The organism is Fervidobacterium pennivorans (assembly GCF_001644665.1).
GTDB classification, from domain to species: domain Bacteria; phylum Thermotogota; class Thermotogae; order Thermotogales; family Fervidobacteriaceae; genus Fervidobacterium; species Fervidobacterium ngatamarikiense.
This window is the reverse complement of record NZ_CP011393.1, coordinates 1234360-1251062: the sequence shown is the minus strand read 5'-3', so window position 1 is coordinate 1251062 and position 16703 is coordinate 1234360. Positions and strand designations below refer to the sequence as shown.

The 16703-nt window shown below is 37.9% G+C and carries 14 protein-coding genes, 1 CRISPR repeat array and 1 riboswitch (1 of these 16 running past the window's edge); of the genes, 2 read left to right on the top strand and 12 right to left on the bottom strand.

Translation table 11 applies throughout. The annotated features are described in order from the left end of the window. Positions 1–508: a CRISPR direct-repeat array (repeat unit 29 nt; unit sequence GTTTCCATCCCTCATAGTCACTTCTAAAG); it reaches 224 nt to the left of the window's first position. A gap of 472 nt (positions 509–980) precedes the next feature. The 4 genes from JM64_RS05875 to JM64_RS05860 all read right to left on the bottom strand — a co-directional run bounded on the left by JM64_RS05875 (position 981) and on the right by JM64_RS05860 (position 8478). After that, on the bottom strand, positions 981–5666 hold the full coding sequence (locus tag JM64_RS05875; protein WP_064011864.1) for a HEAT repeat domain-containing protein: 4686 nt from the start codon (positions 5664–5666) through the stop codon (positions 981–983). Positions 5667–5742: 76 nt separating this feature from the next. Then, a complete protein-coding gene (locus JM64_RS05870; protein ID WP_014452200.1) occupies positions 5743–6579 on the bottom strand; it encodes a TRM11 family SAM-dependent methyltransferase in 837 nt (278 codons plus the stop codon). After that, entirely contained in the window at positions 6567–7505 is a 939-nt protein-coding gene (locus JM64_RS05865; protein ID WP_014452199.1) for a type II restriction endonuclease, read from the bottom strand. Before JM64_RS05865 ends, JM64_RS05870 begins: the two co-directional genes overlap by 13 nt. After that, positions 7498–8478, bottom strand: coding sequence for a DNA adenine methylase (locus JM64_RS05860; RefSeq protein ID WP_014452198.1), 981 nt, complete (start codon positions 8476–8478; stop codon positions 7498–7500). Before JM64_RS05860 ends, JM64_RS05865 begins: the two co-directional genes overlap by 8 nt. A 248-nt stretch (positions 8479–8726) precedes the next feature. On the opposite strand from JM64_RS05860, the gene JM64_RS09770 reads away from it, so the two are divergent. Beyond that, positions 8727–8894 carry a cobalt ABC transporter permease gene (locus JM64_RS09770; RefSeq protein WP_082204754.1) on the top strand — a complete coding sequence of 56 codons (168 nt, stop codon included), beginning with the start codon at positions 8727–8729 and terminating at the stop codon, positions 8892–8894. Positions 8895–8906: 12 nt separating this feature from the next. On the opposite strand, the gene cobO is transcribed toward JM64_RS09770, so the two are convergent. Genes cobO through cobT form a run of 8 tightly spaced genes read right to left on the bottom strand, consistent with a single transcriptional unit; the run spans position 8907 to position 15221 of the window. Continuing rightward, entirely contained in the window at positions 8907–9443 is a 537-nt protein-coding gene (cobO, locus tag JM64_RS05855) for a cob(I)yrinic acid a,c-diamide adenosyltransferase (protein WP_064011863.1), read from the bottom strand. Further along, the gene (locus JM64_RS05850; protein ID WP_064011862.1) at positions 9440–10489 is read right to left on the bottom strand and encodes an aminotransferase class I/II-fold pyridoxal phosphate-dependent enzyme; all 1050 of its coding nucleotides are present in this window, start codon (positions 10487–10489) and stop codon (positions 9440–9442) included. Before JM64_RS05850 ends, cobO begins: the two co-directional genes overlap by 4 nt. 1 nt (position 10490) lies before the next feature. Continuing rightward, positions 10491–11408 carry an adenosylcobinamide-phosphate synthase CbiB gene (gene cbiB, locus JM64_RS05845; protein WP_064011861.1) on the bottom strand — a complete coding sequence of 306 codons (918 nt, stop codon included), beginning with the start codon at positions 11406–11408 and terminating at the stop codon, positions 10491–10493. Between the two features lie 6 nt (positions 11409–11414). Next, positions 11415–12254: a cobyric acid synthase gene (locus tag JM64_RS05840; protein ID WP_064011860.1), complete on the bottom strand. Its 840-nt coding sequence runs from the start codon at positions 12252–12254 to the stop codon at positions 11415–11417. A 4-nt stretch (positions 12255–12258) separates the two neighbouring features. Continuing rightward, complete coding sequence (locus tag JM64_RS05835) at positions 12259–13008, bottom strand: adenosylcobinamide-GDP ribazoletransferase (RefSeq protein WP_064011859.1); 750 nt, start codon at positions 13006–13008, stop codon at positions 12259–12261. A 1-nt stretch (position 13009) separates the two neighbouring features. Continuing rightward, the gene (gene cbiR / locus JM64_RS05830) at positions 13010–13687 is read right to left on the bottom strand and encodes a cobamide remodeling phosphodiesterase CbiR (protein WP_014452192.1); all 678 of its coding nucleotides are present in this window, start codon (positions 13685–13687) and stop codon (positions 13010–13012) included. Then, entirely contained in the window at positions 13684–14181 is a 498-nt protein-coding gene (cobU, locus tag JM64_RS05825; protein WP_014452191.1) for a bifunctional adenosylcobinamide kinase/adenosylcobinamide-phosphate guanylyltransferase, read from the bottom strand. Before cobU ends, cbiR begins: the two co-directional genes overlap by 4 nt. After that, positions 14178–15221: a nicotinate-nucleotide--dimethylbenzimidazole phosphoribosyltransferase gene (cobT, locus tag JM64_RS05820; RefSeq protein ID WP_014452190.1), complete on the bottom strand. Its 1044-nt coding sequence runs from the start codon at positions 15219–15221 to the stop codon at positions 14178–14180. Before cobT ends, cobU begins: the two co-directional genes overlap by 4 nt. A 64-nt stretch (positions 15222–15285) precedes the next feature. Then, positions 15286–15461, bottom strand: a riboswitch (cobalamin riboswitch). A gap of 133 nt (positions 15462–15594) precedes the next feature. Here cobT and JM64_RS05815 point away from each other — a divergent pair. Next, complete coding sequence (locus tag JM64_RS05815) at positions 15595–16620, top strand: extracellular solute-binding protein (protein WP_064011858.1); 1026 nt, start codon at positions 15595–15597, stop codon at positions 16618–16620. The last annotated feature ends 83 nt before the right edge of the window (positions 16621–16703 follow it).

The window sequence follows — 16703 nt, the reverse complement described above, 5'->3', positions numbered from 1 at the left end:
TCCCTCATAGTCACTTCTAAAGGAATACCGCGGCTTCAAAAAAAGTGCACTGCTAATTTTTGGTTTCCATCCCTCATAGTCACTTCTAAAGTGGTAATTATATTTGTTTCAGCTATGATTTTTGGACAAAGCGTGTTTCCATCCCTCATAGTCACTTCTAAAGTAATTATTGAGGGTAGCAAGTATCAGGGTAGCACGAACATCAGGTTTCCATCCCTCATAGTCACTTCTAAAGTATCCATTTCTGTACAACGGATATGGATCGAAGAATTCTTCCGTTTCCATCCCTCATAGTCACTTCTAAAGTCGAGGGAATTACGGTTTTTGCAAAGGTACGGGATTGAGTGTTTCCATCCCTCATAGTCACTTCTAAAGGGATAATAAAAGCCTCCAGGGAAACGGCCGAACTGGGTTTCCATCCCTCATAGTCACTTCTAAAGTCAAGGTTAGGGGGTTGACAATAAACAATAGTCAACACAGTTTCCATCCCTCATAGTCACTTCTAAAGCCGTAAAACCCTCATAGATATTATACCATTATTTTTGTTAAATTTGACAGTTACATTTGTAAAAATCAAAAGTGATTTATACATGAGCTTTTTGGAAAAAATTTATTTTGGATAAGGGGGCAAAAATTGGGTGAATTTTGCGAGTTTACATAAGCGTTACATAGTGGTTTTGAAAAACCTCGATTTCAAGAGCCTACAGGAATGGATTTAATAGTTTATGACGATAATATGCCAGATTTGTGGTTTTTTGTGTTTATTTTATTATGCATTTATATTGTTGTTATATTTCTTTATAATTAAGCAAGTTCCGAATTTGTCGCATCAAATAGAATTTGCAATCAATATTTTTGATACAAGATATTACACTTGAGATTGACTGTTTTGTGTTACATAAAATAAAACTAAATATTACTATTGGTATAAGTAATCTTAGGTTTCAACAGCTCACAATTTATTTAAAACGACTTTGGTTTCATAGGTTTTCCTCTAACCACTTTTTCCATATTTCATATTCCAGGCCGAATTTCTTTCCTGTGGTTTCTTCAAGCACTTCGGATATTATCTTTTTTGTATTTTGGTCTTCAGTTCTAAGTTTTTCAATAACAACCTCCAAAGCTTTTCTGTTTCTAAAACCTGCAAGAACTTGTGCAGCTGCTCTTTTAACATTCGGGCTTGTGTCGTCAATCATTCTGATGAGAAGTTCTATGGCTTTTTCTGGCTCGTGCGTTGTCAACTTTGATATTCCCCAAACAGCTGCTTCCCTTATTTCTGGATTTTTGTCGCTTAATGATTCACTTAAGACATTGTATGCCTCTTGACCACCAATTCTTCCTATTGCTTCTGCCGCTGACCGGCGTATTGTGTAGTCTCTGTCCGCCAAGAATTTTGACAGAACCGGTATTGCTTTTTGGTTTCCAATTTCTCCAAGTGCTTCAATTGCGAACCACCTGACGCTGAAAACATTGTCGTTTACTGCTTCCATCAATGGTTTGAGCACAGATCCCCCACCAATTTTCTTTAGCGCTTGCACCGCCAACCACCTTACGTTTGGATCATCATCTTTGAGAAGTTTTTCTATTTTTTCAAGCACACTGAAATCACAAACACGGAGCAACCCTTCTTGGGCTTTAAATCTAACTTCTAAGTCTTCATCTTTTAAAGCCTTAATTAGTAAGTCAACCGACTTTGGAGTGCCTATTTTCCAAATTACCTCAACTGCTTTTTTTCTTACCTCAGTATCTTTGTCGTTAATGGCTGCTTCAAATTTATCAAGAACACTAGCATCAGCTAATTTTTCAAGCACCTCCAACACGGCTATTTTAACTTCCGAACTTTCATCGTTAAGCATATCCACAAGGACATCGACTACCGTCTCGTCACCTATCATCCCGAGTGCTTCCACAACTGTTTTACGAACTTTCCAATCTTTATCTTTTAGAACTTCTAACAAAGCATTTACTGTGCTTGAATCACCTATCTTTCCTAGCACTTCAGCAGCAGCTCTTCTTACGTAGGAAGCTGGATCTCTCAACGTTTTTATTAATTGGTCAACAATTGACCATCCACCAAATTTTCCAAGTGCTTGAACACTCGCCAACCTCACCCACGAATCTTCATCATTCAAGGTCTCGAGTAATGCTTCCAAAAGTCCAGGAGTTTGAGAATCACCTATTGTGTAAAGTGCTTCAGCTGCGGCTTTTCTTACTGCCGAACTCTGATCTTTGAGTAGTTTAATGACTTCTGTTATTATTCTCGAGTCTTCTATTTTCTCTTTTTCGCCTACATTTTTTACAGCCTCAACAGCGGCTTTTCGAACTCTCCAATCTTCGTCATTTATGGCTGTAAGCAAAAAGCGCAAAGCTTCTTTCTTTCCTATCGTGTCAAGTGCTTGCACAGCTGCTAACCGTATTTCTACATTTTTGTCTTTCAATAAATTCCCAATAGCATTTATTGATTGTTCATTTTGATATTTTCCAAGTGCCTGGAGTGCCAACAATTTGATTTCGTCACTTTGGTCGTCTAGCATTTGTATTAGAGGGGCAATTGTACTTTCGTCATATATATTTCCTAATGCTTTAACTAATGCCAAACGCACACTTAAGTCTTTGTCTTTTACCAGCTTTGACAATTCCCCAACCGCTTTTGGATGCGCAATCTTGCCAAGTGATTCAACCGTCATTTTACGAATCGCAGTATCTTCACTTTTTAGAGCTTCGATAAGTGCGTCAACTGCCCTTGAATCTTGTGAAAAAGCAAGAATTTCTGCCGCTGCAAGCCTTACGGAAAGGTTTTTGTCTTTTAGGAGTTGGATCAACACATCAGTTAAAGGAAAACCTGACTTTGCAGCAAGCTGAAGTTCTATCTTTGCACTATTTCTTACGCGGTAATCTTCATCTTTCAGGGCTTCGGCAAGTAGTTCGTAAGCTTCATGAATGTTCGCTTTTCCAACAACCCCAAGTGCTTTAACGGCAGCTTCACGTACAACAAAATCGCTATCTTTCAAAGCACGCCTTAAGTGTTCTATTGCGTTCATACCTCCGATTTCTCCTATTGCCCAAATTGCTGCTTTTTTTACTTCAGGTGCTTTATCATTTAACATAGCCCCCAGGTGCTTTAAAGCAGTTTGCGCTTTTATCTTTCCTAAGGCTTGGGCTGCTAACTCTCTTAGAGATTGATTTTTTTCTTTCAGTAGCTCCGTTAATGTTTCTATTGCTTTAGGTGTTTTCATCTCACCAAGCACAAAAATAGCTCGCTGACGTAAGTCTTCATCTAATCTATTATCACTAGCCATTCGTATTAAGATTTCTGCGTCTTCTTCCTTAAACGCTCCTTCATTCTTGGAAGGCTCTGCCTGCATTTTTGTTGCTTCCGGTCCAAAGACTGACGAGAAAGCACTCATGAGTCCTTCAACGCTTGTCACTCCTTCCTGCCGGGCTTCACCTTTTTTGTATCCTGCGCCGTCATCTTTGCCTTCAATTGTTAAGACTAGTAATTCTTGAAGGACTCTTGAGTCTCCAATTTTGCTTAGAGCATCGACAACGGCCATCCTCACACCTTTATCTTTGTCTTTCAGCGCTTCCAAGAGTGAACCTACAGCTTTTTTACTTCTCATTAATCCTAGAGCCTCGGCTGCAGTTTTCCTAACGTCAACGAATGGGTCATTCAATGCCTCGATAATGAACGTGATTGCAACCTCATCACCTATCTGCCCAAGTGCTTGGATTGCAGCTTTTCTCACTTCTGGCTGATTACTTTTCAGTGTAGCGACAAGATTATCTATACATTTTTTGTCTTTTATTTTTCCCGTTGCTTCGATAGCTGCTAATTTCACAGCAATGTTTTCGTCTTCGAATTTTTTAACAAGGGAATCAACAGCCTGGGAACTTCCAATCTCTCCGAGTGCAAAAGCCGCCGATTTCCTTAGTTCTGGATCGCTGTCATCTAAAAGTTTGATAAGAGTTTCAACTGAACGTTCATCACCCAATTGACCCAATGCAAGTACTGCAGCTTTTCTTACCGAATGTTCTTCTTCATAATCAATAGCTGTATTAATCAACAAATTCAAAGTCCTAATATCACCAATTTTTCCAAGAGCTTCAACAGCTGCTTTGCGGATATTTGGGTTTTCATCGTTCATCATACTTACAATCGCATCAACTGACTCAAAATCCCTTATATTCCCAAGAGCTCTTATCGCTGCTTCTTTAACTGAGTACTCTTCTGTTGGATTTTCCAAAATTTCAATGAGCGGTTCCAAAGCTCGGCTATCGCGCAGTTTTCCGAGAGCCTCTGCGGCAGCCTCTCGAACGCTTGCAATATCATCTTTGAGCCTTTGTAAAATAGGTTCTAAGGCTCTGTTGTCACCTATTTTCCCGAGAGCTTCTAGTGCTGTCTTTCTAACGTTTGCAGATGGGTCCTGAAGTAATTCAATAAGGTTTTCAACAGATTCCAAACTTCCCAACCGTCCAAGCGTCTCTGCGGCTGTCATTCTTACCCAGGAATCTCCATCACTGAGCGCTTCAATAAGTGCAGGAACAGAAGTTTCGTCACCAACAATCTGCAGTGCTTCGACCGCGGCTTTCCTCACATCAGGTGATTCATCCCTGAGCAACTCGACAAGGTATGGCGTAGCCGAGGGATCATTTGTGTTTCCAAGAGCCTTGGCAAGAGCTTTTCTAACTCTCCACTCGCTATCTTTCAAAGCCATCGAAAGGTATTCAACAGCTTTTTCATGTCCAATACTTCCTATCGCCTGAACCACAGCAAGTCTAATTCCAACATCTTTGTCCATCAATAGTTTCGAAAGAGGTCCAATAGCTCGTTGGTCCTTTATTTTCTCCAACGCTTGTACAGACCGCAGTCGAATATTAGGATTTTCATCGTTTAACGCCTTGAGCAAAGCTTCAACAATCTTTTCATTGCTTACATTTGCAAGAATATCAACAATCGCGGACCGAATTCCCGCATCTTTATCTTCTAACAAGAAGAGCACAGTTTCATCAATAGGAAGCCCTGAACGAAGTGCGTTAAAAAGCGCAACTTTGGCAGATGCACGCACAACAGGGTCAACATCTCTCAAAGATAGAGCTATCGGAGAAACCACCTTTGGGTCCTTCATTTTTCCAAGCGTTTCTATGATTAGCTTTTTCAAATCAGAGGGAGAGTTTTGGAGGATTTCAACCAAGGCAGTGATAAATTTTGGGTCACTCAAATTTCCAATGGCTTTTACTGCTGCTTTCTTTCTGTTGAGGTCCTTTTCTTTTAAAACTGCAAAAAGTATATCGCTTCCTTTTATGAAGGATAGTATTTCCAGAACAATTGCCTCAAACTCGAACGTATGCAGTTGCTCTTTTGACTTCGTGGATAGGTCTATTGTGAATTTTGAACTCCAGCTGTTCTCTTCTTTTTCGAATGTCACTGTCCCATCGATTCTGTTATTTTTTTCTTCAGCTTGTATGATTATTTTGGCATCAAACTGAGCTGACTCTTTGCCAACAACTTTTAGCTCGCCGTAAGTTTTTAGTAAATCCTTTGCGATTCTAAAATAATCTAACGTTGGTTTGCTAAAAATACCAAATGGTTTTTCTCCACCTTTTTCGGATGCTATTATTTGGACAACACGGATGGCTTTTTTTAACTCCTCATCAGAGTTATTCATACATGTCAGCTCCTTTGAGCTAGGAGAAACGGTTAAACTTTTGAAGTATTATCCCTCGAAAGCCACCTACTGTAGGTTATCCGTTATTATTCTTTGTGTACCGGTATTTCAAAAGAAGATCAACAAAACCCCCTGCACTATATTTGATCTTCGAAACGTTTTCACCGAGCTCAGGTTTTTTGAAAACAAACAAATGTTCGTGCATTATCAAATAAAAGTTATTTTCGGAAACTTTCTTTCGCCAATAAGGAGTAGAGGTACAGTTATGTTGTATCTTTATTATTTCTTCCTTCAAGACAAAACCGTTTTTTAAAAATAAAGTTAAAACGTAGTAAGAAAGTGGTACATAATGCCCATTTTTTCTTGTATCACCGATGAGAACAGAACAAAACTTCCCAGGCTTTAACACTCTGAAAAGCTCAATAATAACTTTTTCTAACTCTGTACAGAATCTTTTAACATCGGATATATTGGATAGATCACCATTGATATTTCCTTCTGAGTACTTGATAATATTCAAATATGGCGGATGTAACAAAACAAAATCAACGGTTTCATCTTCGATAAAACTTAAATCCCGAGCATCACCGATAAAAACTTCAGGTTCATAAGAATTGGGACAGTTGAATGAAAGATTACGTTTTGTAAGTTCTACACTGGTGGGATTTATGTCTATACCTATTGCTCTCCTCTTCAGCAATTTTGCTTCAATTAATGTTGTGCCGCTACCCATCATAGGGTCCAAAATAACATCTCCTTCTTTTGTATATCTTAGTAGAAGATTTCTAGCAACTTGAGGTGCAAAGTTACCTCTGTATGTACCTTTATGTGTGCTCCATTTTCCACGTTCAGGAAAAGACCATACGGTTGTTATTTCCGGTTTGAAATCGAACTCTACGTTTAAATCATGCATATAACTTCCTCCAAAATCCCAAGACGAACTAAATAAGTATTCAAAACAAAGTCTAAGTTCTCCAAAGCTTTGGTCAGCTGGCTTTTTTGCTCTTTCCAAGCAGGACCATCTGTTATGAGTAAGAACTCATAGCCGTATTCTTTCAGTTCCTTTTGTCTTTCAATGTATGAGTCTATAATCTCCTGCGGTTTCGAACCTGAAACGTTGTAAAAATTAACCTCGATGTTTACGACTCCATATGAGCCATCTCCTCTGGGCTTTAACAGTATGAAATCCGCCTTTCTGTCTTTGAGTTTGTTAATATTTATGCTGTATTTTTCAAGAGTGGAGAATTTCTCTTGCGTAAGGAAAGTACACTTTAGATCATTGGCAATTTTTTCAATAATTGGTTTAAGGAAGTTTTCTAAAACTTTGCCACTTCTATTTTTTCTTGCATTTGTATCCATACCGACTTCAACACCCAGGATATAGTCAAGCAAACTTTTATCAGCAACATTAAGGAAAAAATCTTTCAGCCCCGTCTTCTTAAAGAAGTCTACAAAAATCTCAATCTCCTCTTCTCTTAAATTGCGTTCTGTGAAATCAAGTTTAATAACGTTCGTTTTTTCCAGATCAAATTCTGAAATTATTGAAACGGAATTGTCACGAATTGCCAGTAATAAAGGAACAACCTTGAGAACCTCAGGATATTTTCTAAGAATTCGTCTCAGTTCGTTATCAAAGTCCTCTGAGTGGAGCAACGAGTTGAGTATATTTATCTCCACTTTGTTTTTTTCGACAAAAGTTCTGACTTTCTTCCAATCTACGAAAAAGTCGTATGTTTTGTTCGTTTCAAGAAGTGTGTCTAAAAAGATTTTCATTAGGTCTTCCGTATTTGAAACCTTTAGCCCTTTCTTTTGTAGAATGTGCAGATATGTACTATCCATTTTCCATTCCACCTTCATAATTTCGTATTATTAATTCCATTATAGAACCTCTGCCTCTGGCATCACTGTTTATAAATCTTTTGGCAGGAACTCTTTCTATAATAAAGCCTTCATAAAGTTTTTCAAAGAAATCATCCTTTGGGTCAAAATTTTTCGGGTCGGAATTACTCAATAAGATATAAGCCCCTCGCTCGTGTATTTCTCTAAAATACTTAGCAAGTCTTATCTGGTCTTCGTCGCTAAATCCATCTTCTGTATAACTCGTAAAGTTTGAAGTTTTCGAAAGTGGTCTGTATGGAGGGTCAAGATATACAAGTGTTCCTTTAGAAATATATCTTTTACTTTCTTCAAAATCGGCACAAATAATTTCCGTGTTTTGCAAAGCCTTACTTACTTCGAAAAGATTTTCTTCATCACATATCTTCGGATTTTTGTATTTTCCGTACGGTACGTTAAATTCTCCGTTTTTATTCAGTCTGTAAAGACCGTTGTAACACGTCTTATTTAAAAAAATCATATAGGCTGCACGAACTATCCAGTCTTCGTTAAAATTCGAAAAATCGAATTCTTTCTTCTGCATATTGTACAAATCCCTAATCTCATAGTAAAACTTTTTCTGTTCATTCTCCGACAATGAAAAATATTTCTTTTCAATTGAATAGAGTTGCTCTACCAGTGCTTGAGGAGAAATTTGCACCACTTTGTATGCTATTACAAGGTCTTTGTTTATATCAAAAAGATACGCCTTTTTGATTATGTAGTTACTTTTCAAGTAGAAGAAAAAGGCTCCTCCACCAACAAAAGGTTCAACATATACATCTATCGTTTTGCTTCTCAATATCGGCTGTGGAAGCCGTTTTTCTAGTTCCTCGATAAGCTGCGACTTCCCGCCAGCCCATTTCAGAAAAGGCTTTGCTTTTGGGAAATTTAATATTTCATCTTGGAAAAAATTAATCATAGTTAACTTACTCATACGTTCCCTTCCTTTGAACAGTACCTGTACAACTGTCTTATTCAAATTATAGCACATAAATCATTTGTTTGTTTCTTTCCTTCCACATGAAGATTTGAAAACAAGAGGTAATGTTTGCTGTATGTAATCTCAAAGGAACAAAAAGAAGGTCGAGGGAAAAGAAAATGTTCTGAGAATACCCAATAATTCTGGAGTAGACCCGTTAACTTTTCTCCAGCCTTGAGCGTGTTGAAAAGATAAGTAACGCAATGGATCTGAGAGGATTTGGCAAATACAAAAAGCGTACATGGTATACTACAAAGAAATTCACGTTTGAAGACTATATTGCACTTGGAATATCTGGATTGATATTGTTCATATCTATAGCTATTGGAGTATTTGTGAACAATGGAAGGTTTTATAATCCTTTCTTGTGAAATCCTAATAGCTCAATATTCAATCCCTTCCCTTGCGAGAACACCTTTTTGGTAATAATGCTTGATTTCTCTCATTTCGGTCACTAAATCTGCAATGTCTATAAACTCCTGTGGCGCATATCTTCCTGTTAAAATGACCTCTACGTGTTCAGGTTTGTTTTTCAAAATTTCTACCACATCTGCTGGCTGGAAGAGTTTGTAGTAAACTGCAACGTTCACTTCGTCCATAACGACTACGTCGTATTCGCCAGAAAAGATAATTTGTGCTATCTTTTCAAGTCCCTGCTTTGCCAATCTGATATCTTCTTCGGTAGGTGAGTTAAAAATAAAGCAATCTCGTCCGTATTGTTCAATTACCAAATTTGGCAGGTATTTCGGTGCATCGAGTTCACTGTATTTCATGCCTTTTATAAACTGCCCGATGTACACTTTCTTACCCGCGCACACCGCTCTCAACGCTAAACCGAAAGCTGCTGTTGTTTTTCCCTTACCATTACCTGTGTAAACGTGGATATAGCCTTTTTGGTCTGGTTCTACAGATTTATTCATCCTTTCATCTCCTTTGTCCAAAGTATAAGAAAATCCAACATCTTTTCGTTATCTTCTGGCTTTTTAAGTCCAATTCTGACACTATCATTTATTCCAAAATCGAACATCTCCCTTGCGTGCATGCGTTCTTTGTTCAGCTTGGCGATGAATTTTTTCACATCACCTACTTTGGCAACGATGTAATTTGTGAGTGATGGGTAATAAATAAATTCAGAAAATCTTTCTCTTTGCTCAGCAAAATATTGTTGAGTTTGTCTCACAAAGTATTCGTAGTTTTGTTTATTTTCCACTATCGCTTCCAAAAGAGTATATCCATCTCCGCCTATCGCCCACGGCATTCGGTATTTCTCAAATAATCCTTTAAACTGTGATGATTTCACATATCCAACCCTCACACCTGGCAATCCCAGAATTTTCGTGAAACTTCGGACTAAAATTAAGTTCGGATATATCTTTTCATCCAATTCTATTCTCATTTTTTCGGGCACAAAGTCTATGAACGCTTCGTCGATAATAAATATTACATCGGTTCCATATCTGTTTAGTGACCAATCGAGCAAAGTAGAGTAATCTTTGTATATACCTGTCGGGTTGTTCGGGTTTCCTGTAATCACAACTATTTTCTTGTGCTTTTTTAATTTAGTTGCTGTAGTTTCTAAAACATTTTTTAAAATATCAAGCTCAATTTCTTTTGCTTCAACGTAATTAACTTTTATAATCTCCTTTGCTTTGAATGTTGCAACTCTTTCGTATTCCGTGTAATTCGGAGTAGGGATTATCACATGTGCGTCTTCCATCAATGTCCAACCAAGTATATGGAACGCCTCGGTTGCACCACCAACGATTACATAGTTGCTTCCAAAGTATTTTCTGAACAGCTCTTCAACCCATTCAATGTATGTGTATCTTTTTAGGTTTTGTAGTTTCTTCCTCAGCACTTGAAGTATAAATCCAGGAACAAACGGGTTCACAGAAATTGAGAAATCTAAGACATCTTCATCTTTTATACCGCCATGAAACTTGCGAAAGTTATTTGCGCCTTTCAATTCATTTCACCACCACCGTTAGTGTTATTATTATGAGTAAGATAATCGCAGTGACCTTTTTATACAATTTAAGTGCTTTTTTAACATCTTCCTTTTCTGGTATTTTTCCCTCAAGTTTGTAGTATCCTATTTTTTCAATCCCCACCTTTAAGACTCCCGCAAAAGCACTCATCGGATACATCGCGTTAATCTTTATTGCTCCGTATTTTAAGATGTATTTCCAGGAACTGATAGGATTGAAGAGTGAAATCACAAAAGCCGTAACCCTTGAAGGTACGATGTTTAATAAATCATCGAACCTTGCTGAAAATTTTCCAAACCACTCGTATTTCTCATTCCTATAGCCAAAGAGCGCATCGTAAGTGTTGACTACCCTGTAGATAACTGCACCGGGAAGTCCAAAGAGCGAATAATAAAGCAACGGACCGGTTATGCTATCTGAGATGTTCTCTGCCAAGCTCTCTATTGCAGCAGAGTAAAGGTGAGCTTTATCAAGCTTTGATACATCCCGAGAAACAATAAGCGAAACGTTCTTCCTCAAGAGTTCTACGTCATCTGTGTAACATCTTGCAACATGCTCATACAAGCTTCGGATAGAAAATGTAGATTTTAACAAGTAAATTGAACCCAAAAAACCTAAGATTCGCGAAATTTTGTTGTCACTTTTTGATATAACCATGAGTGATAAGCTTATCTCCAGAAAAAGCACAATTTCAATAGTCTGCGCTATCATGCCAAAAATAAACCTAAGGAAGTTACTTTTTTCAGGTTTGTTGAGTTTTTTGTCAAGCCATTTACCAACGAATCCCATGTAAACAACAGGGTGAATTTGAGAAGGGTATTCACCGAAAAGTAAATCGTATACTATGGCAAAAAGTAAAGCAAAAAGCTCTCCGGAAAGAAAAATTGTATCCAACATTTATTTTTACATCCCTTCAGAAATGATGCGTTCAATTTTCGAGATGTCGATATGTTCAATAATGAAGTCTGTTATTCTATCGATTTCTTTGATAATTTGCGCTTTATCATTCAAAGCGATTTCCCCTTCTTTTTTGGTCAATAAATCTTCGTCTGGAATTTTGTTTTCAAAGTAAGGTACTGTTCCAAGATATTCGATGGAATATCTTTTAGCAAGTATTTGTGGGGCGTCTTTCAGAAGTGATTTGTCACCATGGAATTTGGTGAATACAAAGCCCTTTAAAAGTTTTTGTTCTTTGTTATCCATCAGTTCGATGGTACCTGCAACTTGTGCGAATGCTCCACCCCTTGAGATGTCCGAAACAAGAATAACTTGCGCACCAACACTCTTTGCAACTCGAAGGTTTACTATCTCTGAGTCTTTGAGGTTCGGTTCAACGAACGCACCTGCTCCTTCGATGATTACTAAATCATGGTTTTTCGACAATTTCTCAAGCATGTCTCTGATTTGCGCAAACAATTTTTCTTTTGAATCAAACATGTAACGCTCAGATGTTAAGTAGTCGATGAATTCACCCATGAAATAAACCTGTGTTTTTCCTTCTTTTGGGACTATCAATATCGGATTGAATTCCATGGTAGGTTCTTTTTCGCATGCAATTGCTTGAACATACTGGGCTATCGCTATTTTCCCTTTCCCGTTTTGGATGTTGATAAACTTTCTTGACATATTTTGGGATTTGAAAGGTGCTACGTTTAGACCTTTTCTTGTAAAGTATCTGCACAAAGCCATTACTAACGTTGATTTTCCAACGTTCGACATTGTACCTGCAACCATTAAATACATCTTCTCACCTTCCAAAGGCATGGAATATATAAAATGCTAATAAGACTACCATTTGGGATATTAAACAACTCCCACCAAGCACATCACCTGTGATTCCACCGATTTTAATTTCCGAAACTCTGGAGATTAAGTATGCCGTGGTTATGGTTAAAGCGAGAGAAATAAAAAACATTAGCGGGCTAATGAAAAGTAACGGTATCAGGAAAATCATCGAACATGCTGTGTATCGCTTGTTGTATGGAAAGAGCATAGCACCCAATCCTTTTGGTTTGGCAGGTTTCGAAAAGGTGAGCAAAAGTGCCATTTCATATCTTCCAAAAACAGAGGCAAAAAGGAATGCTTGCCAGTTTAGTGTTGACATGAGTTGGTAAAAGAGCAAGATGTAGAGCATGCCATAAAAGACAGCGAATGGTCCAACATTACCTTTGGACATTATCTCAAGTCTACGTTCTTTGTTTGACTGGTTTAAAAAGCCGTCGAACATATCAAGAAGACCATCGAAATGGAAGAGGTCAAAGAAATAGTATCCAATAGCCATCGCTCCGAAAATGAAAAGCAATTTGTAATTACTCAAGGAATGAGCCAATAAAACTCCAATGGAATAAATAGTACCAGGGATGTATCCAATCACGGGAAAATATACGGGAATTCGTTTTATTCTTTTTTCCCATTCGTCAATATTTTTAATCTTGACAGGTAGCCTTGAGATAAATGATAAAGTAAGTAAAAAGTCAGTAAGGACTTCTTTCCACATGTTATTCAATGCTCCCAGTGTTATAAATTTTGTCTTTGAATTCCTCCCACAATTCTAAGGACTGCTCCAATTCGTCTTCATCAAATATTTCAAAACAAAGATACTCCACCGTGAAAAGCCTACCTGAAAGTATTTGGTAAACTTTGTCAAGTGTTTCCAAATCAAGTTTTTGGTGGTCTTTTCCCTCAATAACGCCCATCATATGGATTTCGACAATGTTATCAATGAAGCTGTTTTCCACTTTGGCTCCTAGAATATGGTGCCCTACGTCAAAGACTGTTCGTAAATGATTAAATACTCGTTCTTTTAGATTTTCAATAGAAATCTTTGGATGTGACAAAAGAGCGCGGAATAATTTCTTATCCTTTTCCGTGCAATCTTCAAAAGGATGTAGCACATAATTTACTATATCCAAGTTCATCTCAAGGTATTTAAATGCATTTAAAACGTTCGTAATGTTATCTGTTGGAAGATGGACAGTATATTTAATTTGTCTTTCGAGTGCAATTTTGCGTAAATGCTCCTTTTCTTGCTCAAATAACCTGTAAGTATCATCATCCCAAGTGTAAACAAGTAGCTCAATGAATTCAAAGTTACGAAACTTTCGAGTTATATACTCAACGTTTTCGTAATAAGTGCCAGGTATGACCCAAGATGTTGTACCTAATAGTTGGCTCATTTAATACGCACTCCTATTCCGGAGACAACAAGATAAACTTCTTTTGCGAGCTTAGCTAGTCGCGTATTAGTTTTTCCAAGTATTTCGGCATACTGCCTGGCTATTGGATTCTCAGGTATAATTCCCCAACCAACTTCATTGGTGACTACGATAACATCACTACTCATATTGCTTAGAACATCAACGAGCCCATCAATACGCTCCTGAACATCAAGTCGATAATAATAAAGGTTGCCAAGGTAGGTTGTAAGGCATTCAAAAAGGATAACATCGTAGTTGTTATCTATATTTTTGAGAACTTCCGTCACATTGACAGGTTCTTCGAAAGTATCGAAAAGCTCCTTTCTTTCCGCTTTATGCTTTTCTATTCTCAACCTCATTTCTTCATCAAACGGAACACCAGTTGCTAGAAAAGCTCGTTTGGTGTATTTTAAAGCCATGTTTAGTGCAAACGTACTCTTACCTGATTTCATTCCACCAGTTATAAGTATCAAACTGAATCACTTCCTTTCGATACACCCGCATCGTCGAATGTCGCCATTTCTCGTATCATCTTTATTGCCGCTTCTATAATAGAAATTGCCAAAGCTCCACCAGTTCCTTCTCCAAGCCTCATATCTAAGTCAAGAATTGGTCTAAGGTTCATAGCATCAAGTAAAACCTTGTGCCCTTTCACCTTAGATTTGTGACCAGCGAAAACAAAATCAAGCACACTAGGTTCAAGCTTCCAAGCTAGCAAAAGTGCTGCAGTTGTCGGAAAACCATCTACGACGACCGGAATATGTCTGCTTGTTGCCTCAATTATAAATCCTGCCATCTGACCAATACAAAAACCTCCGACTTTCTCGAGTACATCAATAGGATCATCGGCATTGGGTTTATTTATTTCTATAGCTTTTTCTACAGCTTGACGCTTTCTTTCTAATGTATCGTTATCGATAGGAGTACCTATGTCCAGAATCTCGTCTATATCAAATCCAAATGCTACAGAAATAGCCGTTGCAGTTGTAGTATTACCAATCCCCATATCACCTAAAACAAGAAGGTCTGTACCTTCTTCTATCGCTTTCTTCGCTATCTCTTTTCCTTTTTCAATACACTCAATTGCTTGCGTTCTTGTCATTGCAGGACCTTTTGTAAAATCGGCTGTACCATAACCAATTTTTGCATTGATTAAATTTGGATGTGTGAATTCAAAGTCTCCATCGACTCCGGCATCAACCACGTAAACATCCGCTCCAACATGTCTACCAAATACGTTTATGGCCGCACCGCCGTTAAGAAAATTCAGAACCATTTGGTATGTAACTTGTTTTGGATAAGCAGAAACCCCCTGTTCTACCACACCATGGTCGGCAGCAAAAACATAAATTCTTTTAACCTTCGGAAGGTCTGGTATTACTTTGTTCTGGATTAGTCCCATCTTCAAAGCGATTTTTTCCAAGTATCCAAGGCTACCAATAGGTTTTGTCAAATTGTTCAGACGTCTCATGATACTGTCTTTCAAAACGTTTTCAAACATTCCTTTTTCCATACGTAAACCCCCCTTTTGCTTTTATTAATCAAAGAAAAAATTTCCCAAACAGCCCGAGCTGTCGGGAATTGATTCCCACATAGTCGGTCTCCCGGCTCGTGGATCATCCTACTCTCCGCGCCTTCCCAGCTCAAAAACCTGAGCCAGTGGCTTTTATGCGGATTTCGTCCCCACTCACGGTTGCTGGGCAGCCCCGGATTTGCACCGGCGTTCCCATACACTATGTGGGATGTGGTTATTTGTTTTTTATTATTTTACCCCAAAACGTTTGGGTTTTACAACTTTGCTTTTACATAAATTTCTGACTTTATGTTATAATTATTAGAGTAAATGAACTTTTTTGGTCGCAAATTTAACGGGGAGGAGGATGGGCATGAAAAAATTCTTGTTGTTTGCCTTTGTGATTGTGGTTTTTTCGGTATTCTTCTTACTTTCTTCATGCAACAAATCAAATGTTTTGCGCATCTACAACTGGGCAGATTATATTCCTGAGGAAGTTATCCAACAATTTGAGAAAGAGTACAACTGTAAGGTCATTTACGACACGTTTGCATCAAATGAAGAGATGTTTGCAAAGATTAAATCGGGCGGAACAGGATACGACATAGTTTTTCCCTCAGGTGACCACGTTAAAATGATGATTAATGAAGGACTTTTGGAAAAACTTGACTTAAGCAAAATACCAAATTTCAAAAATATCGACCCTATCGTCTTATCTAAAACAACATACGACCCGAATCACGAATATTCAGTCCCGTATATGATGGGTACCACAGGTTTGATAGTGAACAAAAAATACCTCAAAGATTACGAAAAATCTTGGAGTATATATGAACGTGCTGATTTGAAAGGCAAAATGACACTCCTTGATGATATGCGCGAAGTTTTTGGAGCAGCGTTAAAATACCTTGGATATTCGGTGAACACAACAAATCCAGACGAAATCGAACAAGCAAAGCAAGTCATATTGAAATGGAAAGAAAATATCGTCAAATTTGATGCAACAACTTATGCACAAGGTGTTGTGAATGGGGAATTCTGGGTTGTGCACGGATATCCTGAGAACGTGTTCCAACTGATTCCTGAAGAAGATTTAGAGAATTTTGAGTTCTTTGTTCCAAAGGAAGGTGGAACACTCTGGATTGACAACATGGTAATTCTAAAGGATGCCAAAAACAAGGACCTGGCATACAAATTTATAAACTTCATTCTGAGACCAGAAATTGCAGCTCAGATATCTGACTATTTGATGATACCATCTCCTATCACCGATGCACAAAAATATAAAAAAGTTGAGCCACTCTACACGCTCGACGAACTTAGTAACTGCGAGATAATAGATTACATTGGAGAACACATTGATCTGTACAACAAAGCCTGGGAAGAGATAATCAAATAATCAAAGCAAGCTAAAATGTAGGTAACAAAGCGGGGCTGGTAAAGAGCTCCGCTTTTTTTGTAACAACCTTTCGCAAATATTGT